The organism is uncultured Eudoraea sp. (assembly GCF_947260015.1).
In the GTDB taxonomy this organism is placed as follows: domain Bacteria; phylum Bacteroidota; class Bacteroidia; order Flavobacteriales; family Flavobacteriaceae; genus Eudoraea.
Genome location: NZ_CAMYOM010000006.1, coordinates 39811 through 60480, shown reverse-complemented (window position 1 = coordinate 60480; position 20670 = coordinate 39811). Strand labels below are relative to the sequence as shown.

Below are 20670 nucleotides of genomic sequence, written 5' to 3'. Positions count from 1 at the left end.
TATGAAATAAGTAAAGTAAATATTGTATGTTGAATGCTAATAGATAATCACAATAGAAAAATAAATTACCTGCGCCTGGCTGTTACAGACCGTTGTAACTTGAGATGCAATTATTGTATGCCATCTGAAGGTATAGACTTTGCTAAGAAAGATAAGCTATTGACCATCGAAGAGCTTTCAAAAATTGGCGAATTACTAGTTCAAATGGGTATTGATAAAATTCGGATAACAGGCGGAGAACCTTTTGTTAGAAAAGATCTGATGGTCTTACTCAGAAACCTTAAGAATAATGAAGGTCTTAAAGAAATTTCAATTACGACAAATGCCACGTTGATTGGCCCTTATATTGATGAACTAAAAGAGCTTGGCATTAAGGATGTTAATGTAAGTATGGATGCTATAAATAAGGCTACTTTTGAAAGAATAACCCGTCGTGATCAGTACGATATCGTCCATAATAACCTTATAAGGCTTATAACAGAAGGATTTAATGTCCGTATTAATTTTATTGTACTTGACAATCAGAATGTACAGGACATAATTCCAATTTTGGAATTACAAAAGCATTATCCTGTAAGTGTACGATTCCTGGAAGAAATGCCCTTTAATGGTGGATCTAAAAAATTCAACACTATAAAATGGGATTACAAAATGATCTTGTCTCATATAAGTAATACTTATCCCTCAATACAAAAAATACCATCACCAAAAACGTCAACCTCAATTAATTATAAGATAGCGGGTCATAAAGGTAATGTTGGGATTATTCCTTCATTTAGCAGAACTTTCTGCGGTAGTTGTAATAGGTTAAGAATAACTGCTTTGGGAGATGTTATTACTTGTTTATATGGCCCTCCGAAAACTAATCTCAGAGAAATAATAAGGGCTAATTCTGCCGAATATAATATTAAAGACGCAATACAAAATGTCATTGGCAAAAGGGCGATTACGGGCTTTGAAGCCCAGAAGGAACACAAAGGAGTATTTGATAATTCCATGACCTCCATCGGGGGTTAATACTAAAAGTCCGGACTAGTCAGCTTATATCGGTAATTCTAAAGAACGATTTAAATGAAAGAAACTCACTCACAAAAAATATTATATGGGCTCGTACTTTCGGGAGGGAAAAGTGCCCGGATGGGTCAGGATAAAGGTGTAATTCAATATCATGACCTCCCACAGAGAGAGCATATATATAATTTACTATCCCGCGTTTGCGAAAAAACATTTTTAAGTATACGAAAAGAGCAGGCCTCCGAAATTTCTAAGGATATAGCTACAATTATTGATAAGGATGAATTTAAAGGCCCTTTTAATGGATTGTTGAGTGCGCATAATATCTATCCTGAAGTTGCCTGGTTTGTCTTGGCATGCGATCTTCCTTTAATAAATATTAATGCAATAAAACAATTGATAACAGCAAGAGATAGTGAAAAAAATGCAACTGCATTCGCCACAAGGAAAAGTGGTTTACCGGAACCTTTGGCTGCTATATGGGAACCTCATGGATTAGCCAATTCGATAGATTATTTGGAGCATGCGACTAGCAGTTGTCCACGAAAATTTTTGATTAATTCTGAGATTAAATTGGTCTATCCCATGGATGATATTGTTTTAATGAATGCCAACTCTGAGGAAGACTATAGAGAAGTTTTATCCAAATTAGAATCCATTTGAATTCAAATCGCTACATACGTCAAACTTCCCTTAAAGAATTTGGTCATAAATCGCAGGATTTATTGCTAAAATCAAGCGTTTTGGTGGTAGGCGCAGGTGGTCTTGGTATTCCTGTCCTACAATATTTAAATGCTATGGGTATTGGAACCCTGGGAATTGTAGAAGGGGATAAGGTAGAAATTACCAACTTACAAAGGCAGGTAATCTATTCCGAAAAAGATATTGGAAAAGCGAAACTTGAGGTAGTTTTAGAGCGATTAAAATCGCAAAATTCTGGTACAACATTAATAGGGCATGATACATTTCTGACACGCGATAATGCTTTGACTATTCTGGCTGATTATGATGTTATTGTAGATGCAACAGATAATTTCCCAACCCGTTATCTAATTAATGACGCTTGTGTTATCCTGGACAAACCTTTTGTTTATGGGGCACTTCACGGATTTGAAGCTCAGGTGAGTGTTTTTAATTACCAGGAAGGGCCAACTTACAGATGCTTATTTCCTGTGATGCCATCTAATGACGAGATTCCCGATTGCAATATAAACGGTGTTCTGGGTGTTATTCCTGGTATTGTGGGTAGTTTACAAGCCTTAGAAGTTGTAAAAATAATTATAAGGAAAGGTAAAGTATTATCAGGCCAGTTACTTATTTATAATGGTTTAGATCAGTCATTTCTTAAAGTGAAATTTCCACATATCCCTGAAAACAAAAAAATCAAGGTTCTCGGCAACTATTATTTTGATGGTGAATGCGAAATAACTAATTCAATTTCTGCCAATGAATTTTATCATCTATTGGAAAGTAAAGATCCTATTCAACTCATTGATGTCAGGTCAAAAAAGGAGTACAAGCAAAATCATCTGGTAAATTCGATAAATATCCCGATAGAGCAAATGGAAAATCGTAAACACGAATTAGACTTTACAAATCCCATTTATATTATTTGCCAATCTGGTATTAGAAGTAGAATCGCACAACAAAAATTGCTAAAAGTCAATAGTAAAACCATTATTTATAATATCTTGGGTGGAATAAACCAGTATAACGCATTACTTATTTAATTGGTAACTGCGCTATTTTTTCATTGAACCTTAAGAAGCGTATTTGTACAAAACACTTTTATGATTTTCTATGATCTCTTTTGCAGAAGCATATAATCTTGTTTTAGACTATAGTCAGGACTATGGAACAGAAACAGTGTCCATAAAACAAGCTATTGGTAGGGTCCTGGCGGTTGATATATTCGCGGATAGAGATTTTCCACCATTTGATAGAGCTACCAAAGATGGAATAGCAATAAATTATAACGCCATTGAGAACGGTAGAAGGGCATTTGAAATTAAAGCAATAGTTGCTGCAGGTCAACGCACATATAAATTCTTGGAAGAAGAACATTGTGTAGAAATTATGACCGGTGCAGTTGTACCTTACGAAGCAGATACCGTTGTCATGTACGAAGATATTACTATTGAACATGGGATAGCCAATATCAATACCTTGGCTAAAAGAGGACAAAACATACATGATAAGGGCAGTGACAAGAAAAAAGATGAGCTGGTTATAATTAACGGCACAAAAATAACAGCTGCAGAAATAGGCGTATTTGCTGCAGTTGGGAAAGCTAATATTGAAGTTAAAAAACTGCCAGGAATTGCTGTTATTTCAACGGGCAATGAACTGGTTGAGGTAGAAGATCATCCTTTGCCTCATCAAATTAGAAAATCTAATTCATATACACTTTATGCTGCACTATACGAAGAAAAAATAGAACCTTTACTTTTACATTTGTCCGACGATAAAGATATGATACGACAAAAATTATCATATGTAATTCAGGAAATGGATGTATTGCTAATGAGTGGGGGAGTATCTAAAGGTAAATTTGATTTTATTCCTAAAGTACTTGAGGAATTAGGTGTAGAAAAAGTCTTTCACGGCGTATTACAGCAACCTGGTAAACCTTTCTGGTTTGGTGTGCATAAAGACGCAAAAACAGTAATATTTTCTTTCCCCGGAAATCCGATATCAACATTTGCCAATTATCATATTTATTTTAGACCTTGGTTGCAAAAATCATTAGGGTTGCCCATCTCTAAATTAGAAGTGTTTCTGGAAGAAACTATCACCATTAGTGGGAGTATGACTCGTTTTCTAGGGGTGAAAATCAGATTGGAAAATGGTATTCTTAGAGCCAAATTGGTAAAGGATAATGGTTCTGGTGACCTTACCAGCTTATCCAGAGCAGATGGATTTATTAACTTAATGCCCAGGGAAGATCCATATAAGATAGATGAAAAAGTAACTTTTATAAGTGCCAGAACTCTTATTTAAATGACTCATGAATTAAAACATATATTCACTGCCTACCAAAGGAATAATAAATCTGGCTACAAAGCAGTTCTGGCAACTGTTGTGGCACTGGAAGGCTCTTCTTATCGCCGTCCTGGTGTACGGATGCTAATCCTTGATAATTGGAAAATGATTGGCGCCGTCAGTGGGGGATGTGTAGAGAAAGAGATACAAAGACAGGCCGAAAGTGTGTTTAGTAGTGGGATACCGAAAGTTATGACCTACGATGGGCGTTACCGTTTGGGGTGTGAAGGTATCTTATATATTCTATTAGAACCATTTAGTCCAAATGAGACCACTTTAAAAACTTTTTGGCAGACGATTAAAGAACGGAAAAGCTTTGAGCTTGTATCATATTTTACAAGACAGGAAAGTAGTAGTGAAGAATTAGGTAGTTTTCTCAAAGTTGATAACAGCACCTTAACGCTGAGACCCGATTTCATTACTAAAAAAGGGGTCGAGGTATTTCAGCAAAAACTGACTCCCTGTTTTCAATTGGTAATAATTGGTTCAGAACATGATGCAGTTCAATTATGCTCATATGCCGCAATGACAGGATGGGAGGTAACCGTCATATCAACGCCTACCGAAGAAAAGAGTATTGCCGATTTTCCCGGAACTCAGCAATTTCTTTCACAGCTGCCAGAACAATTTGATCCTCAATTAGTAGATAACCAAACTGCTCTTGTGTTAATGACTCATAGTTATGTAAAAGATCTTAAATATTTACTGGCACTTAAGGAAGTTACACCAATATATCTCGGTTTGTTAGGACCTTCATCACGCAGAGAAAAGCTATTAAATGAACTAATGGAATACAACCCGGAAGTATCAGATACTTTCATTGAATCCATTTACGGACCAGCAGGTATAAATATTGGCGCAGAAACTCCTCAGGAAATAGCGGTATCTATAATAGCCGAAATCCTTGCAGTATTTCGTAAAAAAGACCCTATGCTTTTAAGGAATAAATTGGGTACAATACATAATTGATGAATTCTAAGGTAACTATCGTAATTCTTGCCGCAGGATCTTCCAGTAGAATGGGAAAAATTAAACAGCTCTTACCTTGGAAAGATTCAACTCTTCTGGAGCATACTATTAAAATAGCCAAATCATCAAAAGCAAATCAGCTAATTGTAATCCTTGGTTCTAACGCCCGGTTAATAAAAGAGACTATCAAAATAAAAACGAATAATGTAATTTTTCTTGAAAATACCGAGTGGAAGTCAGGCATGGGAACCTCAATATCTTGTGGAGTTAATTATTTGTTGGATCATAACAATGACACAGATGCGGTACTAATTCTTCTTGCGGATCAGGCTTTAATAGATACTGAATATCTTGATGAAATTATAGGTATTTATAGCAATAGTAAAATTGAACTTATTGGTAGCAGATATGGTGATAAAATTGGAGTGCCGGCTCTGTTTAAACGAACCTATTTTACTGATTTACAGAAATTAGATGGCGATAATGGTGCTCAACTTATACTTAATAAATGTGGAGATAAAGTACATGTTTTAAACCCTTTAGAAAAAATTTATGATGTAGATACTTTAGAAGATTATAATAACCTTCTAAAAATGTCCAATGACTAATTGTAATTATTTAAGATGCTTTTATTTAATAATTCAAGCGTTATAGATTTATAGTATTTTTCGAATATTAAAAAACATATATATGACCTCCTTTAAAAACCATTTTCTTCCTTTATTTCTTTTAACTTTTTTATTTCAGGCACATGCCCAGGAGATGGAATTTGAAGAGTACAATCCGAAATCCACACTGGTGGTTACTGAAAATATAGTAGAGAAAGCAAAGTATCCATTTATTGATATTCATAGTCATCAGTTTAAAATGGCCACTCAAGACTTAACACAGTTAATCACTGCTATGGATGACTTAAATATGGCCGTAATGGTTAATCTGAGTGGGGGATCGGGCGAAGGTCTCCAAAATATGCTTAACAATGTAAATCAAAATTACCCAAATAGGTTTGTAGTCTTTGCCAACGTAGATTTCCAGGGAGTTGGAAATGTAGATTGGGCAGAAAATGCAGTGAAGAATTTAGAACAGGATGTAAAAAACGGTGCTAAAGGACTCAAAATATATAAAAGCCTGGGGCTTAGAAATAAGGATGTTAATGGAAAACGAATAGCAATTGATGACCGTCGATTAGATCCTATTTGGGCCAAATGTGGAGAATTAGGCATTCCGGTTCTTATACATGCCGCAGATCCAAAGTCGTTCTGGGATCCAATTGATAGTTATAACGAGCGCTGGTTAGAATTAAAAACAAGACCACGAAGGAAACGGTCAGCAGATAATCCCGCTCCATGGGAACAAATAATTGGTGAACAGCACAATATGATTAGGAAACATCCGCAAACTAAATTTATTAATGCACATATGGGATGGTATGCTAATAATTTAGAAAAACTAGCCGAACTTTTGAAACAAATGCCAAATATGTATGTGGGTATTGGCGCTATCATAGCCGAACTTGGAAGGCAACCACGAAATGCCCGAAAGTTCTTTATAGCTCATCAGGATCGTATACTTTTTGGTAAAGACAGCTGGAATCCGAAGGAATTTCCAACCTATTTCAGAGTTTTGGAAACGGCTGATGAATATTTTCCCTATTACAAAAAGTATCACGCATTCTGGGCTATGTATGGGTTAGATCTCCCGGACGAAGTATTGAGAAAAGTATATTATAAAAATGCTTTAAAATTACTGCCCGGACTCGATCAAAGTTTGTTCGACAACTAAACTATATGGTTTTCTGGTGAAGATATCCCAAATAGACTTTATAACTATTTACTAATAAACTCCTTAGTGTAATTTTATTAGAAATACCATTTTTGATATATTCATAAAGTGGCAATTTTCCTTACCTCTATAAAAATTTTCAGGAAAGTGTGATTTTTTTAGGAATAGGTCAACTAATTAAACAGAAGTTGTGAAAATATGGGTAAAGAAGAATCATTTACCAGGATAATCAAGGAAAATGAAGGTGTTATTTTTAAAATCACCACGATCTACACACAAAACGGACAGGACCAAAAAGATTTATATCAGGAAATTGTCTATCAATTGTGGAAGTCCTTTGATTCTTTTCGAAATGAATCTAAAATTAGTACCTGGATGTATCGTATAGCATTAAATACCGCAATAGGTCAATTAAAGAAAGGCAAAAAACATTCGACTACGACTGGCATAGATCAGGTTGTTTTGAGACAAACGGAAAATTATGATCCAGAATTTGAAAACCGTTTGAAAATGGTATATGAACATATTCACGAGTTGAACATATTGGAAAAAGGTTTAATACTTCTTTTACTGGAGGGCAAAAAGTACCAGGAGATTGCCGAAATCACGGGGTTAAGCGAAACTAATGTTGGAACTCGTATTTCCCGGATTAAGCAAAAATTAAAATCAAGAATATTGAAAAAATAAGATATGGACTTAGAAGAAATCCAAACAATTTGGTCAGAAATGAGTGATCAATTAGAGCAGCAAAAAAAACTAACCAATGAACTAATTATGAAAATGACAAAGGAAAAATTTAGGACAAAGTTTGATAAGATCACATTTTATGAATCAATAGGAGCCGTAATATGTTTCCTTATGGCCATTTATTTTTTGGTCAACATGGATAAGTTAGACACCTGGTATCTTCTTGCCTGTGGGATATTTACCGTTGTTTTCTTAATTATTTTACCTGTTATTACTTTGGGATTATTAGGGAAAATTAAACGCATGAATATTGTAAAAAATAGTTTTAAAGAAACGATTGTAGGTTATACTAAGGCAAAGAACCAATTACTGCTTATGCAAAGGGTTGGAATATATTTGAGTTTTGTCTTAATGTTTACATGCTTGCCCGTATTTAGTAAAATCATGAATAATAAGGATCTTTTTCTGCAAAGCAGGATCTGGCTCATTTACTTGCCAATAATGGCTATTTTCTTGTTTTTCTTTACCAGATGGGGTTATAAGTGCTACAAGAATATAACCAATTCCGCAGAAAATATTCTTAAGGAATTGGAAGCTTAAAAATCAATATTTCCCTTTTTTTATTAGGCCCCACTTTATGGGGCTTTTTTAGCTGCTTATTATATCAGTGTTTAATTTCAGGATCTTTTTTAATTTTTACTGAACTTTATCATAGTTTTAGAATAAACGAACCACGATCTTTAATTTCATTTTTTAGTCATTTTAGTAGGTGTAAATGTCGCTTATAAGCGAATGCAGGCGATTCATCAAAAAAGTAACATGAAGAAGTTACTCCTTACATTAATCCTTTTAGTAATTGTACTACAGCTTTCTGCCCAAAAAAAGAATGAAGGTTTTCGCTTAAATATTCGAAAGACCAATTTACCTGTAAAAATAGATGGCCTTGCCGATGATGAAGTCTGGAAAGGAACTGATGTAGCCAAAGACTTTTTTATGGTATTACCAATGGACATCGACAAGGCTACAGATAAGTCTGAAATACGGATGACCTATGATGACACTAATATTTATTTAATCGCTACTTTTTATAACAGTGTTCCCGGGCGTTATTTCGTGGAATCTATGCGGCGTGATTTTTCCTTCGGAAAGAATGACAATTTTTTATTATTCTTAGATCCCTTTAATAACCAAACAACCGGGTTTACATTTGGTTCGAATGCGGCAGGGGCTCAGTGGGATGGGACCATGTTTGCGGGAGGCAACGTTGATCTCAATTGGGATAGCAAATGGATATCAGAAGTAACTCGGGACGACGAAAAATGGGTTTTTGAAATGGCCCTTCCATTTAAATCCATAAGGTATGAAGATGGGGTTAAAGAATGGGGGATTAATTTTAGCAGACTTCATTTAGCATCAAGTGAAAAATCTAGTTGGACACCAATACCAAGGCAATTTCCTACAGCTTCATTGGCTTATACCGGGGTATTAGTTTGGGATGAAGCTCCTCCTACACCACGTTTCAACTTTTCCTTAATCCCATATGCATTGGGGCAAACGACTTATGATTTAGATGAAAATACAGACTATGAGGCCAAAGTGGGTGGCGATGTTAAAATAAGTCTGTCCTCCTCGCTAAACCTTGACCTGACGATAAATCCGGATTTTTCTCAAGTTGAAGTAGACCGGCAGATTACAAATCTTGATAGATTTGAACTTTTTTTTCCGGAAAGAAGACAATTCTTCCTTGAAAACGCTGATTTGTTTGCAAGCTTCGGTTTTGAGACTATCAGGCCCTTCTTTTCGAGACGAATTGGACTTGGTATTCCAATTGATGCAGGATTACGACTCAGCGGAAACCTTGGTGAAAAGTGGCGTTTGGGAGTAATGGATATTCAAACCGCAAAAGTCGAAGAAACAGGACTTCCAAGTCAAAATTTTGGCGTAATTAGCCTGCAACGACAAGTATTTAGTAGATCTACCATCGGGCTACTTTTTGTAAATAAGCAGTCTATTAACTATCCCGAAGATAATGACTCTCTGCGTACAATCTACCCAAAATTCAATCGGAATTTTGGATTGGAATATAATCTGGCCTCTCCAGATAACTTGTGGAATGGAAAAGCCTTTATACTCAAATCATTTTCACCAGATAAACAGGGAAACGGGATTACTCAGGCTGCCAATATTGAATACAAGAGTAGAAGATGGAACTGGGGCATTCAAGAAGAATATGTGGATAGTGAATACACTGCGGAAGTTGGCTTCGTGCCCAGAACAGGATATTTTAAATTCAGTGCATTTTTAGGACATTTATTTTTCCCTAAAGCCGGCCCGGTTGTAAGCCATGGGCCTGTTGGAAAATTAAATTATTATTTTGATGAAAAAATTAAGGAAACAGATCATCTGAATTTTCTACAATACCTCATAAACTTTCGTAACCGAAGCAGTATAAACCTGACAGGATTCAATGAATATGTTGAATTATTAACGCCTTTTGATCCTACAGGCACTGGAAAAGATTCTTTAGCTGCAGGAACCAAACATCGATGGAATGGCTTTAGATTTGAATATAATTCCAGACCACAAAGTATGTTTACATATTCTGCAGGCGGAAGAGTTGGGGGTTACTATGAAGCCGGTAAGAGAATAGGCATAACAGGCGAATTGGGCTATCGTTTTCAACCATATGTTAGCCTTAGCTCAAATATTAGTTATAATAACATAAAATTACCCGAACCATGGAATACTACAGAATTTTGGTTAATAGGATCTGAAGTAGATATTACATTTACCAACAAACTATTTTTTGCTACTTTGTTTCAATATAACGAACAATCTAAAAATTTTAATTTAAACTCAAGGTTTCAATGGCGCTATAAACCAGCTTCGGATTTGTTCCTGGTCTACACCAATAATGAATTATTGGAACCATTTGGCGGCAGGATTTGGTCAATTACCCTAAAACTCACTTACTGGTTTAATAAATAAATTGAAGTGATAAAAAGGATTAACTTTATATTTTATCGAATTTTACTATAGAACTTAATGGCATCATTATCTAAAACTGAATTTGGATTTAAATTAACCTTAATGGGAATAATTTCCTTGCTTACGGCATTCGCTTATAGTCAAATAGACCATAAATAATTGCGGATCAAGTGTGGGATGGTAGTTTTAATAGTAAACCCCAGGCTTCTGATTCTTATTGGTACAGAATAGAAACTACCAAAGGTAATTCGCAGGTTGGGTTTTTTATGTTAAAGCGATAGTGTATTTTTCTATTTTCGATATTAAATGATTATTTTAAAAAAACCAACATAATGAGAACACATCTAACCACTTTTCTATTATTTATAATAATCTTTTCTTTAGGCCTTTTTCAGATCCATGCACAGAATGATATATTTGAAAAGCTCCAAGAAATTGCTATAATAGATCAGAAAGTAATGATGCCAATGCGAGATGGAATACGATTGGCTACAGATATATACCGACCTAAAACTGATAAAAAAGTACCTGTCATATTCTCCAGAACACCATATAATTTTAATTCATGGGGAGATGGCGAACAAAAAACCAGAACAACGGAAAAAGCATACGAAGTTGTACAACGAGGTTATGCCTATGTCGTACAAAATGAGCGTGGAAGATATTATTCCGAAGGTGAATGGGATATATTAGGTATTCCACTGACCGATGGTTATGATGCCTTTAGCTGGATGAAGGATCAGCCTTGGTCTAACGGCAAGATTGGAACGCTTGGATGCTCATCCACTGCAGAATGGCAGATGGCCGTTGCGGCTTTGGATCATCCTTCACATGCCGCTATGGTGCCTCAAAGTTTTGGAGCAGGAGTAGGAAGAGTTGGCGACTATTATGAACAGGGTAATTGGTACAGAGGTGGTGCAGAGCAGTTACTGTTTTTTGCTTGGCTTTATGGTGTGGAGCATGATAAGTATAAACCCCGAATCCCCGAAGGAGCTACTCAGGAAGACCTTATACGTATTTCCAGATTCTATGATTTGGCGCCTGAAAATCCGCCTGTAGATATGTCCGAAGCTTTGGCACATTTACCTATTCAAGATATTTTACAGAATATTAAAGGGAAACGAGAGGTTTTTGACAAAATGGTAAAGCGTAATCCTAATCATGAAGATTGGTATACAGGTGGGCTCTACCACGACGATATGGAAATAGGCGTGCCGAGTTTTTGGTTTGCCTCATGGTATGATGTATCTATAAGCCCTAACCTGGCATTATATAATCATGTCAGAAACAATAGTAAAGACCAATTTGTACGAGACAATCAGTATTTGGTAATCGCACCTACATTGCATTGCAGATATGCCAGGGCTACTGCAAATACTATAGTCGGTGAAAGAAATGTAGGAGACGCAAGGCTTAATTATAAGGAGCAAATATATTCATGGTTTGATCTTTGGCTAAAAGAAGAAAACAACAAATTTAAGGACGACACTCCAAGAGTTCAATATTATACTATGGGCACTAATGTTTGGCAGTCTTCCGAAACCTGGCCTCCGGAAAGCTCAGAGTTGAAAACCTATTATTTGACTAGTGGTGGTAAAGCCAATAGCTTATACGGGGATGGAAGGCTTAGTATAAAAGAGCCTGAAAGTGGAAACACCCCCGATAGTTTTAAATATGATCCTATGAATCCCGTGAAGTCGTATGGTGGGAATGTTTGTTGCACAGGGAATGCGGTAAAAGGAGGTGCCTACGATCAACAAACCATGGAAACAAGACAAGATATTCTTGTTTATACCACAGAACCCCTGGAAGAAGGTTTAGAAGTAACTGGATTTATTGAAAGTAAACTGTATATTTCATCTGATGCCAAAGACACAGATTTTACAATAAAACTAATTGATGTTTATCCCGATGGGCGGGCATTTAACCTTGATGAAACCATACAACGCGTACGATATAGAGAAGGTTATGATAAGGAAGTATTTATGGAAAAGGAAAAGGTGTATGAAATAAACTTAACACCAATGTCTACAAGTAACTTTTTTGAAAAAGGGCATAGAATTCGCATCGAAGTCTCGAGCAGTAATTTTCCCAGATTCGCTAGAAATTTAAATACTGGAGGGGATAATTTCGATGAAAAAGAGGGAGTAGTTGCCCGCAATAGTGTACATCATTCTAAACAATATCCGTCTCAAATCAGATTGCCTGTTAAAAAACGATAATGCATATAGAATTTAAGATAGATTTAAGTTCCTTTTATTTTTGAAAATAGTATCTTTTAAAGATGTGTTTCAGAGTAATTAGCATTGGCTTTTTTTTGTTTTTAGTATTCGTCCCTGAAATGTATTGCCAATATTCCGAGAGTGAATGGAAGGCTCGCGATAAATGGATGAAAGTTGCCGAAATATTCCAAATTGCTAACATCCAGGTTGGTAACAAAGTTGCCGATATAGGTTGCCACCAGGGTTATATGAGCATTCGACTTTCAGATTTTATTGGTGAGACCGGAAGTGTATATTCTGTGGACGTTCGGGAGGATCGTTTAAACAAACTAAATGATATTGTCTCTAAAAGGGGTATCGGAAATATACACACCATTTTAGGGGACTATGACGATCCTAAATTACAGGAAAATAGCATAGATGTTGTTTTCATTATAGATGCCTACCATGAAATGAATGACTATAAACAAATCCTTTTTCATGTAAAAAAGGCATTAAAACCAGATGGCCGTATTTTAATTCTGGAAAAACTTAAACAACAAATGATTGGGAAATCAAGGCAAGAGCAAACCCAAAGCCATACAATTGCACCGAAATATGTTAAAAATGAATTAAAAGAGGCTGGTTTTGAGGTGATCGCAATAGAAAAAGACCTTGGCTATTGGGAAGAAGACAAGGATAAAAAAATCTGGGTGATGGTCGGTGTTCTTACACAATCTTAATTCAATAGATTACACGCTTAAAACAGACACATTTCTTCAAAAAGAAATATTTTATTATGAAAAATACCTTATTTAAAATATTAATACTTCTAATGGCTTCAGGAAGCCTGGTTGCGCAGACTAAAGAAAATAAACGTCAAAAAAAAGAGACACAAAAAAATGTGGTATATGAAGCTACCAAAAGTCTTATCGATTCGGGTAACTATTTGTTTGATGCAGATATGGCAGCAGGAGGAATATCACTGGTTACAAATACCAATCGTTTCATTGTAAAAGATGGAGAGTTTGATATAGATTTACCCTACTTTGGGGTATCAAGAGGTGGTGTTGGATATAATAGCAATCCTGGAATAACCTACAAGGGTGTTCCTGACAAATATAATGTGGAATATATTGATAAGAAAAGAAGCTCAATAATAAAATTAAGTGTGAGGAACGGAGCGCCATGATATTACCCTTACTGTAGGTTATAGCGGTCAAACCAGTGTAAGCGTAATTAGCAGTGCCAGAAATTCTATAAACTATTCTGGAAATTTAAGACCACTAAAAGCGGAAATCAGTAATTAATGTCCCTACTAAACGAGGGGGCTTCATATTAAATAACAGACCCCAATGAGAACATTATTAAAACATGGATCTGGAATTAAATTAGTTTTAGCGGGAATAATTTCCTTACTTACGGCATTCGCTTATAGTCAGATAGACCATAAACAATTAAGGGAGAACATGATAAAGGAGCAGTTGTTAGCAAGAGATATAAGCGATCCGGCTACTATAAAAGCAATGCGGAATGTTCCCAGACATGAATTTGTACCACCAGACATGCAGCCATATGCTTATGTGGACAATGCGCTGCCAATAGGAATGAAGCAAACCATATCTCAGCCCTATATTGTTGCTTACATGACTCAGGTATTAAAATTAAAAGAACACGACAGGGTTTTGGAAGTAGGTACAGGATCCGGATACCAGGCAGCCATATTAGGACAAATCGTAGATACGGTATATACTATAGAAATTGTTGAAGCATTGGCTTTTACAGCAAAAAATAGACTTTTATCATTAGGGTATGGCAATATTGTAGTGAAAACAGGTGATGGATACCTTGGTTGGCCAGAGAAAGGACCTTTTAATGCAATTATGGTTACCGCCGGAGCGGAGGAAGTGCCTGAACCACTTTTAAAACAGTTAAAAGAAGGAGGGAGGATGATTATTCCTGTCGGACCTCATAATGGAATCCGGCAATTACTTCTAATTACTAAAAAATCCGGAAAGATCAAAACTAAAGAAGTTATGGCAGTAAGATTTGTTCCATTGACAAGAACGAATAATTAAGTTAAAAACAATGCATAAAAAAAGGAGGTTAATTTCAATTACCTCCTTTTTTAGATCTCTGCCGGCTTTGTCTGGCCGGTTCTTCGCTTACTCTTATCGCACATAATTTCTGCTTTCTGTCCAACGAACCCGTTTACTATCCTTAAAGTTCGAAAAGTATGTAAACCTTCTGGATTCTGTTGGTGAATGTTGCAATAAATTTTTCATTTTTTTATTATTTTACGTTTTTATTTACTTTCTGTTTTTTAATCTATTACCATCAATTGATATAGTTTCTTGCTTCTGACCAGCGTACTCTTTTACTGTTTTTAAAATTTGAAAAGAATGAATGTCTTCTGGCTTGTGTCGGTGTTTGTTGGATAAAATGTCTCATGATTTGTTCGTTTTTTGATATTAATATTAATTGGTATAGTTTCTTGCTTCTGACCAGCGCACTCTTTTACTGTTTTTAAAATTTGAAAAGAATGAATGTCTTCTGGCTTGCGTCGGTGTTTGATTGCTAAAATTTCTCATCGTTTTTATTTTTAAATTGATATTGTTTGTTTTTACTCTTTATAAACAGCAAATCTTAAAGACTTACAACTAATAGACGACAATTAATAATATTTGTTACAGTACTATGTAATAAATAGTACTGTTTTATACAATTTTTAACATATTTAACCCTCCAAACTTGTATGAAACGAGACTTATGTTATTGATATACAAAGCTTTAAGTAAATACGGTATTTTTGATTTTATTTATCAATAAATTGTGTTCTCAGGAATATTATTGTAAAAAAGAAGAAAAAATTAAGGATAAAAAGCAATTAAAACTTATATTGTAGAAACCATTCGCACCAAAACCTAACAAAAGTCATATGCTATATTTTATATCCATATTAGATTTATGATTTTATTCCCAAAAACAAGGACATATGAAAATATATGATGACAAACACATTAAAAATGTGGTATTCGTAGGAGCCCATAATAGTGGCAAAACTACTCTGGCGGAAACCATGCTCTTCGAGGCCGGTCTTATTAACAGGAGAGGAACTGTGGAAACACATAATACAGTCTCGGATTATCATGAAATTGAACATGCAAGAGGAACATCGGTTTATGCCACACCATTGCATACCGAATGGCGCAATTACAAAATAAACATAATTGACACTCCCGGGCTGGATGATTTTGTGGGTGAAATTATTTCATCAATTCGCGTAGCGGATACAATTGTTACAGTTTTAAATGCACAGCATGGAGTGGAAATTGGAACTGAAATAATTTGGAATTATGTCAATAACTACTCGAAACCTACACTTTTTGTTGTAAATCAAATAGACCATGTGAATGCTGATTTCGAGAACTCTTTTAAGGGTATTAAGGCACTCGTTGGCAACAATGCGGTAATTATCCAATATCCTCTTATCATTGATGGTTCTCAGTGTATCATTGATGTTCTTAAGATGAAATGTTATAAATTTTCACCACAAGGAGGTAAGCCAGAAAAATTACCAATACCTGAAGATCAAAAGGATCGGGCAGATCTGTTACATAATGAACTTGTTGAAAAAGCTGCCGAGAACGATGAAGAATTATTAGAGTTGTTTTTCGAAAAAGGAACTCTAAATGAAGATGAAATGCGGGTAGGTATTAAAGCAGGAATGCTCAATCATGAGCTGTTTCCGGTTTTCTGTGTTTCTGCATTAAATGATATGGGTACTGGCAGACTCATGGGCTTTATAGATAATGTTGCCCCCGCTGCTGCAGATTTAAAAGCCGAACAAACAGTTGAAGGAGATGTGCTCGTTCGAAAAAAAGAAGCACCAACTGCTTTGTTTGTCTTTAAAACTGTTTATCAACCAAGTTTGGGTCAGATCTCCTTTTTTAAAGTAAAATCAGGAGAAGTTAAGGCAAATGATAAATTGGTTAATTCCAGAACTGGCGAGACTGAAATACTGAACCATCTTTATATAATGGATGGTAAAAAGCGAGAATCAGTTTCAAAATTGGAAGTAGGCGATATTGGAGCCACATTAAAACTTAAAAGTACGGAAACCAATGATACACTGCATGTGGCAGGGAAGTCAATTACTATTAAACCAATACAATACCCGGAACCCAGAACACGTAAGTCCGTATCAGCGGTCAATAAGAATGAGGAGGAGAAACTTAGCGATGCTTTAAAGAAGATCCACAATCAGGATCCAACCGTAGTAATTCAGTTTTCCAATGAACTAAAACAACTAATTTTGGGCTGCCAGGGAGAATTACATTTGGCAACTATTAAATGGATATTAACTAATGTTTATGGAGTTGAAGCAAACTTCGAACCGCCCAAAATTGCCTATAGAGAAACCATACAAAGATCATCAAATGCTAATTACAGGCATAAAAAACAATCAGGAGGCGCAGGGCAGTTTGCGCAGGTACATTTAAAAATTGAACCATGGCACGAAGGTATGCCAGACCCGGAAGGTTTTAACATCCGAGGGAAGGAAGAAATTGACCTTGCCTGGGGAGGGAAATTGGTATTCTATAACTGTATTGTAGGAGGAGTAATAGATATACGCTATTTACCATCCATTAGAAAAGGCATTTTGGAGGTTATGGAAACGGGGCCACTTACAGGCTCTTATATACGTGATGTCCGGGTAATGGTGTACGATGGTAAAATGCATTCCGTAGATTCCAACGATATAGCCTTTAAGATTGCAGGAGCCCATGCTTTTAGAGAAGCTTTTCTAAATGCCAAGCCTAAGCTTTTAGAACCAATACAAGAATTAACCGTAAAGGTTCCTGAAGAAATGGTAGGAAGTGTTATGACCGATTTACAATCAAGAAGGTCTATCATACAAGGAATAGACAGTATTGATCACTATCAGATTCTAAAATGCGCTGTACCACAAGCCGAGCTATACGGGTATTCAACCAACTTGCGGTCACTTACTCAAGGAAAGGCAACATTCAATTCAGCCTTTTCCGCTTTTAAAGCAGTACCCAATAATATTCAGGCAAACCTGGTTAAAAATTAAGTAAGCATAAGTTTTAAAGAAAGCCATATCGTAATATTTCAAGCGGTATGGCTTTTTCGCGGAATTACAATTCTGATTAAAGGTTCATAAATAGATATTTAGAAAGGGATGTACAAGTATCAGCCGACCATACATGATATCTGCTTATTGATACATTCTTGTTTTCCAATAGAATAAATTGTAGTAATTTTCTGTAGGTAATTATATAGAGATCTAATTTTAGGCACAAATGCATTTTAATGATGAGTATATCGATTTTCATTGTCATCCTTCCTTAAAGCCATTTGGAAAAAGCTTCAATTATACTCCTACTGGAATTCATATTAGCCATAGGAACAGCAAACGAAGTATTTGGCACTATGATCCACCTTCAATTTTCGATAAGTTATTAAACTACGCCACCGGGCTTACCAAATTTTCCCAGGCAAACTTTGCAAGCCTTGTCAAGGGAGGTGTAGGGATTGTTTGTGTATCGCTATATCCATTGGAAAAGTGGTTCGTGCGAAACAAAATGAATAATGAATTATTGCTGGACCTTGCCGCTAATTTTGCCTTGGGAGTAGGGGATAAGCGAATTGATTATATACAAGGAATAACCGATTATTTTAAGGATGTAGAGGCTCAATATGAATTTTACAGGCAATTGGATGGTAAATTGGTACAACTTCCCGAAGGCAAGTTTCGTTACAAATTAGTTACAAATTACACGGAAATTGAGGATATTAAGAATCAAAATGCTTCCGGTGGAAAAGTGCATACCATTTGTGTAATATTGAGTATTGAGGGCTTGCATGTGCTCAACACAGGCTTAAAGCAACCATTCAGCAGTGTAGAAATATTAGAAAATTTGGAAAAGATTAAAAATTGGGAATTTCGTCCTTTTTTCGTGACCATCGCACATCACTTTTGGAATCAATTATGTGGTCATGCTGAGAGTTTATCAGGGATTATTTTAAAATTTGCCGACCAGTCTGAAGGACTAAACAGTGGATTTACTTCTATGGGAAGGAAAGTACTGGAACGTCTTGTTGACGATACAGATAACAAACGAATTTTACCCGATATTAAACATATGAGTATTCAGGCGAGAAGAGAATACTATCAAATGTTGGATTCAGGAAACCCAAAGTTTAAGAATATTCCGGTTATTGCAAGTCATGCCGCTTGTAACGGTCTTAAATCTTTTGACGATCCGGTTGTAACGCATCCCAAAACTGCAAACAAACTAAATCCGGTTTCCATAAATTTTTTCGACGAAGAGATAGTACGTATTGCAAAAAGTAAAGGCATAATCGGGCTGCAATTAGATGAGCGCAGAATTGTTAATAAAAAAACTCTGAAGAAGACCAAGAACTCTTTAAAACGAAACAAAATAATGCACTATCGTTCAGAATTACTTTGGAATCAGATGCAACATATTGCAGAAGTCCTGGATGCTGAAGGCCTCTTTGCCTGGGATTGTATGGTAATTGGCTCCGATTTTGACGGCATAATAGATTCGCTGAACGGTTTCTGGACAGCTGAAGAATTACCTTATCTGGCAGATTTTCTGGAACGTCATGCATATAACTATATGCAATCCCATAAACTGTTAAACATGGAGAATGTAATTGATGCGGATGAAATAATAGCCAGACTAATGTCCACAAATGGACGAAACTTCATACAAGATAATTTTTAATAAATATTCTATAAAAGTCTAAAGATTACTTTTAGAAATCAAAAAATATGTTTAAACATATGTTAAACATATTAGACAATATAATAGAATTGTTAAATTTAAGGCTGAAAAATAGCCTTGTAATAATAATAATATGATATCTTGCCTTTTTAAAGTGCAAATAATATTATCCCGATTCGCTTTAAAGATTAGTTAAAATACAAAAGGGACTATGGCTATTTAAAGTGTAAGGAATAGAAGAATTTTGCTTCTAATTAATAAGAATTAATTTACTATGGACATACTTGACAGAGCGCGTTTGTTTGAAGAACGTAAGTGGAATAAGCTTACAACAAATGACCGCATTGTTGCTTCAAGAGAAGTGAAAGCACTTATATTGGAAATAAATGAGCTATACAAGCAGACTCAAGACGCAACTTTAATGGAGCTAATGAAGCGTTTGACTGTTCTAAAGAAAAAGTTGGAAAAACGGCTTAAAGGAAGACCAAATGTTTAATATTTCTTATTTTTTCGATCTGCCAGTCCAATATTGAATCTGTAATCAGAATCAAATTCTACTTCTTATTAATTTGTTCTATTAACAGATCATAGGTAATCAAATTAGTATATAGTTTTCCGGCGAGATTTACGATTGGAATATTCAGGGAATCTATAGGTGTTTCTGTACCAAATGCGACTTGTAGTTGCTCCTGCAATTCTGGTTTTTCATCGAGTTTAATAAGATTAAAAAGGTACTTACTTTCACTTAATGGAATTACCAGACTATCACATTGCTCACATTTATCAGGGATATAAACTGTTATTTGTTTAGGTGGCTTAATCTTGATTTGTTCAGATTCCTTAACTAATGCCCTGGTTGAAAGACTATCGTTTACCTTTAACTCATAACTGTATGATGGGCTCTTTCCTCTCATCAGAACTATAGTCTTCATATGTACTTTTGAAGTGGCAGGAACCCTTATAAATCGAGGTCTTGCACTGCTTTGCCTAAAATTAGTTCCGGATAAGGTAAACATCACATCAAGGTCCTGTTCATTTTCATTAATGGCATAAAATGCGATCCGGTTAGGAATATCTTCCGTAATTATTTTTATTTTCTTGTCCTGAGTATACCCATCTACCATTGTAAAGAGCAAGCCCAGGAAGAGTACTTTTTTATACACAAAATATTTTTTTGGATAAACAAGATAGACAAATATTCCCGTTCA

The 20670-nt window shown here is 35.5% G+C and carries 19 protein-coding genes; 18 read left to right on the top strand and 1 reads right to left on the bottom strand.

All coding sequences use genetic code 11. From position 1 onward, the window contains the following. The first annotated feature begins 33 nt into the window (after positions 1 to 33). From moaA to Q0X66_RS04875, 18 genes are all read left to right on the top strand, one after another. Positions 34 to 1017, top strand: coding sequence for a GTP 3',8-cyclase MoaA (gene moaA, locus Q0X66_RS04955; RefSeq protein WP_297703813.1), 984 nt, complete (start codon positions 34 to 36; stop codon positions 1015 to 1017). A 54-nt stretch (positions 1018 to 1071) separates the two neighbouring features. Then, positions 1072 to 1677, top strand: coding sequence for an NTP transferase domain-containing protein (locus tag Q0X66_RS04950; RefSeq protein WP_297703811.1), 606 nt, complete (start codon positions 1072 to 1074; stop codon positions 1675 to 1677). Continuing rightward, positions 1674 to 2744, top strand: coding sequence for a HesA/MoeB/ThiF family protein (locus tag Q0X66_RS04945; RefSeq protein WP_297703809.1), 1071 nt, complete (start codon positions 1674 to 1676; stop codon positions 2742 to 2744). Before Q0X66_RS04950 ends, Q0X66_RS04945 begins: the two co-directional genes overlap by 4 nt. 70 nt (positions 2745 to 2814) lie before the next feature. Continuing rightward, entirely contained in the window at positions 2815 to 4014 is a 1200-nt protein-coding gene (locus Q0X66_RS04940) for a molybdopterin molybdotransferase MoeA (RefSeq protein ID WP_297703808.1), read from the top strand. Beyond that, complete coding sequence (locus tag Q0X66_RS04935) at positions 4015 to 5025, top strand: XdhC family protein (protein ID WP_297703807.1); 1011 nt, start codon at positions 4015 to 4017, stop codon at positions 5023 to 5025. After that, entirely contained in the window at positions 5025 to 5633 is a 609-nt protein-coding gene (locus Q0X66_RS04930; protein WP_297703805.1) for a nucleotidyltransferase family protein, read from the top strand. Before Q0X66_RS04935 ends, Q0X66_RS04930 begins: the two co-directional genes overlap by 1 nt. Positions 5634 to 5715: 82 nt before the next feature. Further along, the gene (locus Q0X66_RS04925; protein ID WP_297703803.1) at positions 5716 to 6807 is read left to right on the top strand and encodes an amidohydrolase family protein; all 1092 of its coding nucleotides are present in this window, start codon (positions 5716 to 5718) and stop codon (positions 6805 to 6807) included. Between the two features lie 198 nt (positions 6808 to 7005). After that, complete coding sequence (locus Q0X66_RS04920; RefSeq protein WP_297703801.1) at positions 7006 to 7494, top strand: sigma-70 family RNA polymerase sigma factor; 489 nt, start codon at positions 7006 to 7008, stop codon at positions 7492 to 7494. Between the two features lie 3 nt (positions 7495 to 7497). Beyond that, entirely contained in the window at positions 7498 to 8094 is a 597-nt protein-coding gene (locus tag Q0X66_RS04915; protein ID WP_297703799.1) for a hypothetical protein, read from the top strand. Between the two features lie 219 nt (positions 8095 to 8313). Then, positions 8314 to 10482 (top strand): DUF5916 domain-containing protein, encoded by a 2169-nt coding sequence (locus Q0X66_RS04910; RefSeq protein WP_297703797.1) that lies wholly within the window; start codon positions 8314 to 8316, stop codon positions 10480 to 10482. Between the two features lie 170 nt (positions 10483 to 10652). Then, positions 10653 to 10763 carry a hypothetical protein gene (locus Q0X66_RS15910; RefSeq protein ID WP_366938669.1) on the top strand — a complete coding sequence of 37 codons (111 nt, stop codon included), beginning with the start codon at positions 10653 to 10655 and terminating at the stop codon, positions 10761 to 10763. A gap of 51 nt (positions 10764 to 10814) precedes the next feature. Beyond that, entirely contained in the window at positions 10815 to 12704 is a 1890-nt protein-coding gene (locus Q0X66_RS04905; RefSeq protein ID WP_297703795.1) for a CocE/NonD family hydrolase, read from the top strand. A gap of 95 nt (positions 12705 to 12799) precedes the next feature. Next, the gene (locus tag Q0X66_RS04900) at positions 12800 to 13426 is read left to right on the top strand and encodes a class I SAM-dependent methyltransferase (protein WP_297703793.1); all 627 of its coding nucleotides are present in this window, start codon (positions 12800 to 12802) and stop codon (positions 13424 to 13426) included. Positions 13427 to 13482: 56 nt separating this feature from the next. Beyond that, positions 13483 to 13875 (top strand): DUF4251 domain-containing protein, encoded by a 393-nt coding sequence (locus Q0X66_RS04895; protein ID WP_297703791.1) that lies wholly within the window; start codon positions 13483 to 13485, stop codon positions 13873 to 13875. Between the two features lie 163 nt (positions 13876 to 14038). Further along, complete coding sequence (locus Q0X66_RS04890; RefSeq protein ID WP_297703789.1) at positions 14039 to 14761, top strand: protein-L-isoaspartate(D-aspartate) O-methyltransferase; 723 nt, start codon at positions 14039 to 14041, stop codon at positions 14759 to 14761. Between the two features lie 917 nt (positions 14762 to 15678). Then, the gene (locus Q0X66_RS04885; protein WP_297703787.1) at positions 15679 to 17781 is read left to right on the top strand and encodes a translation factor GTPase family protein; all 2103 of its coding nucleotides are present in this window, start codon (positions 15679 to 15681) and stop codon (positions 17779 to 17781) included. A 229-nt stretch (positions 17782 to 18010) separates the two neighbouring features. Beyond that, a complete protein-coding gene (locus Q0X66_RS04880) occupies positions 18011 to 19462 on the top strand; it encodes a membrane dipeptidase (RefSeq protein WP_297703785.1) in 1452 nt (483 codons plus the stop codon). A 274-nt stretch (positions 19463 to 19736) separates the two neighbouring features. After that, entirely contained in the window at positions 19737 to 19958 is a 222-nt protein-coding gene (locus Q0X66_RS04875) for a hypothetical protein (RefSeq protein ID WP_297703783.1), read from the top strand. A 58-nt stretch (positions 19959 to 20016) separates the two neighbouring features. Here the strand turns inward: Q0X66_RS04875 and Q0X66_RS04870 are convergent, their stop codons facing one another. Further along, a complete protein-coding gene (locus Q0X66_RS04870; RefSeq protein WP_297703780.1) occupies positions 20017 to 20625 on the bottom strand; it encodes a hypothetical protein in 609 nt (202 codons plus the stop codon). Positions 20626 to 20670 lie beyond the last annotated feature (45 nt).

Excerpts from the sequence above, each read along its gene's own strand:
- Q0X66_RS04895 (WP_297703791.1), top strand. The coding sequence starts at position 13,483 with ATGAAAAATACCTTATTTAAAATATTAATACTTCTAATGGCTTCAGGA.
- Q0X66_RS04880 (WP_297703785.1), top strand. The coding sequence starts at position 18,011 with ATGCATTTTAATGATGAGTATATCGATTTTCATTGTCATCCTTCCTTA.
- Q0X66_RS04910 (WP_297703797.1), top strand. The coding sequence starts at position 8,314 with ATGAAGAAGTTACTCCTTACATTAATCCTTTTAGTAATTGTACTACAG.
- moaA (WP_297703813.1), top strand. The coding sequence starts at position 34 with ATGCTAATAGATAATCACAATAGAAAAATAAATTACCTGCGCCTGGCT.
- Q0X66_RS04935 (WP_297703807.1), top strand. The coding sequence starts at position 4,015 with ATGACTCATGAATTAAAACATATATTCACTGCCTACCAAAGGAATAAT.
- Q0X66_RS04925 (WP_297703803.1), top strand. The coding sequence starts at position 5,716 with ATGACCTCCTTTAAAAACCATTTTCTTCCTTTATTTCTTTTAACTTTT.
- Q0X66_RS04915 (WP_297703799.1), top strand. The coding sequence starts at position 7,498 with ATGGACTTAGAAGAAATCCAAACAATTTGGTCAGAAATGAGTGATCAA.
- Q0X66_RS04920 (WP_297703801.1), top strand. The coding sequence starts at position 7,006 with ATGGGTAAAGAAGAATCATTTACCAGGATAATCAAGGAAAATGAAGGT.
- Q0X66_RS04875 (WP_297703783.1), top strand. The coding sequence starts at position 19,737 with ATGGACATACTTGACAGAGCGCGTTTGTTTGAAGAACGTAAGTGGAAT.
- Q0X66_RS04885 (WP_297703787.1), top strand. The coding sequence starts at position 15,679 with ATGAAAATATATGATGACAAACACATTAAAAATGTGGTATTCGTAGGA.
- Q0X66_RS04930 (WP_297703805.1), top strand. The coding sequence starts at position 5,025 with ATGAATTCTAAGGTAACTATCGTAATTCTTGCCGCAGGATCTTCCAGT.
- Q0X66_RS04890 (WP_297703789.1), top strand. The coding sequence starts at position 14,039 with ATGAGAACATTATTAAAACATGGATCTGGAATTAAATTAGTTTTAGCG.
- Q0X66_RS04950 (WP_297703811.1), top strand. The coding sequence starts at position 1,072 with ATGAAAGAAACTCACTCACAAAAAATATTATATGGGCTCGTACTTTCG.
- Q0X66_RS04940 (WP_297703808.1), top strand. The coding sequence starts at position 2,815 with ATGATCTCTTTTGCAGAAGCATATAATCTTGTTTTAGACTATAGTCAG.
- Q0X66_RS04905 (WP_297703795.1), top strand. The coding sequence starts at position 10,815 with ATGAGAACACATCTAACCACTTTTCTATTATTTATAATAATCTTTTCT.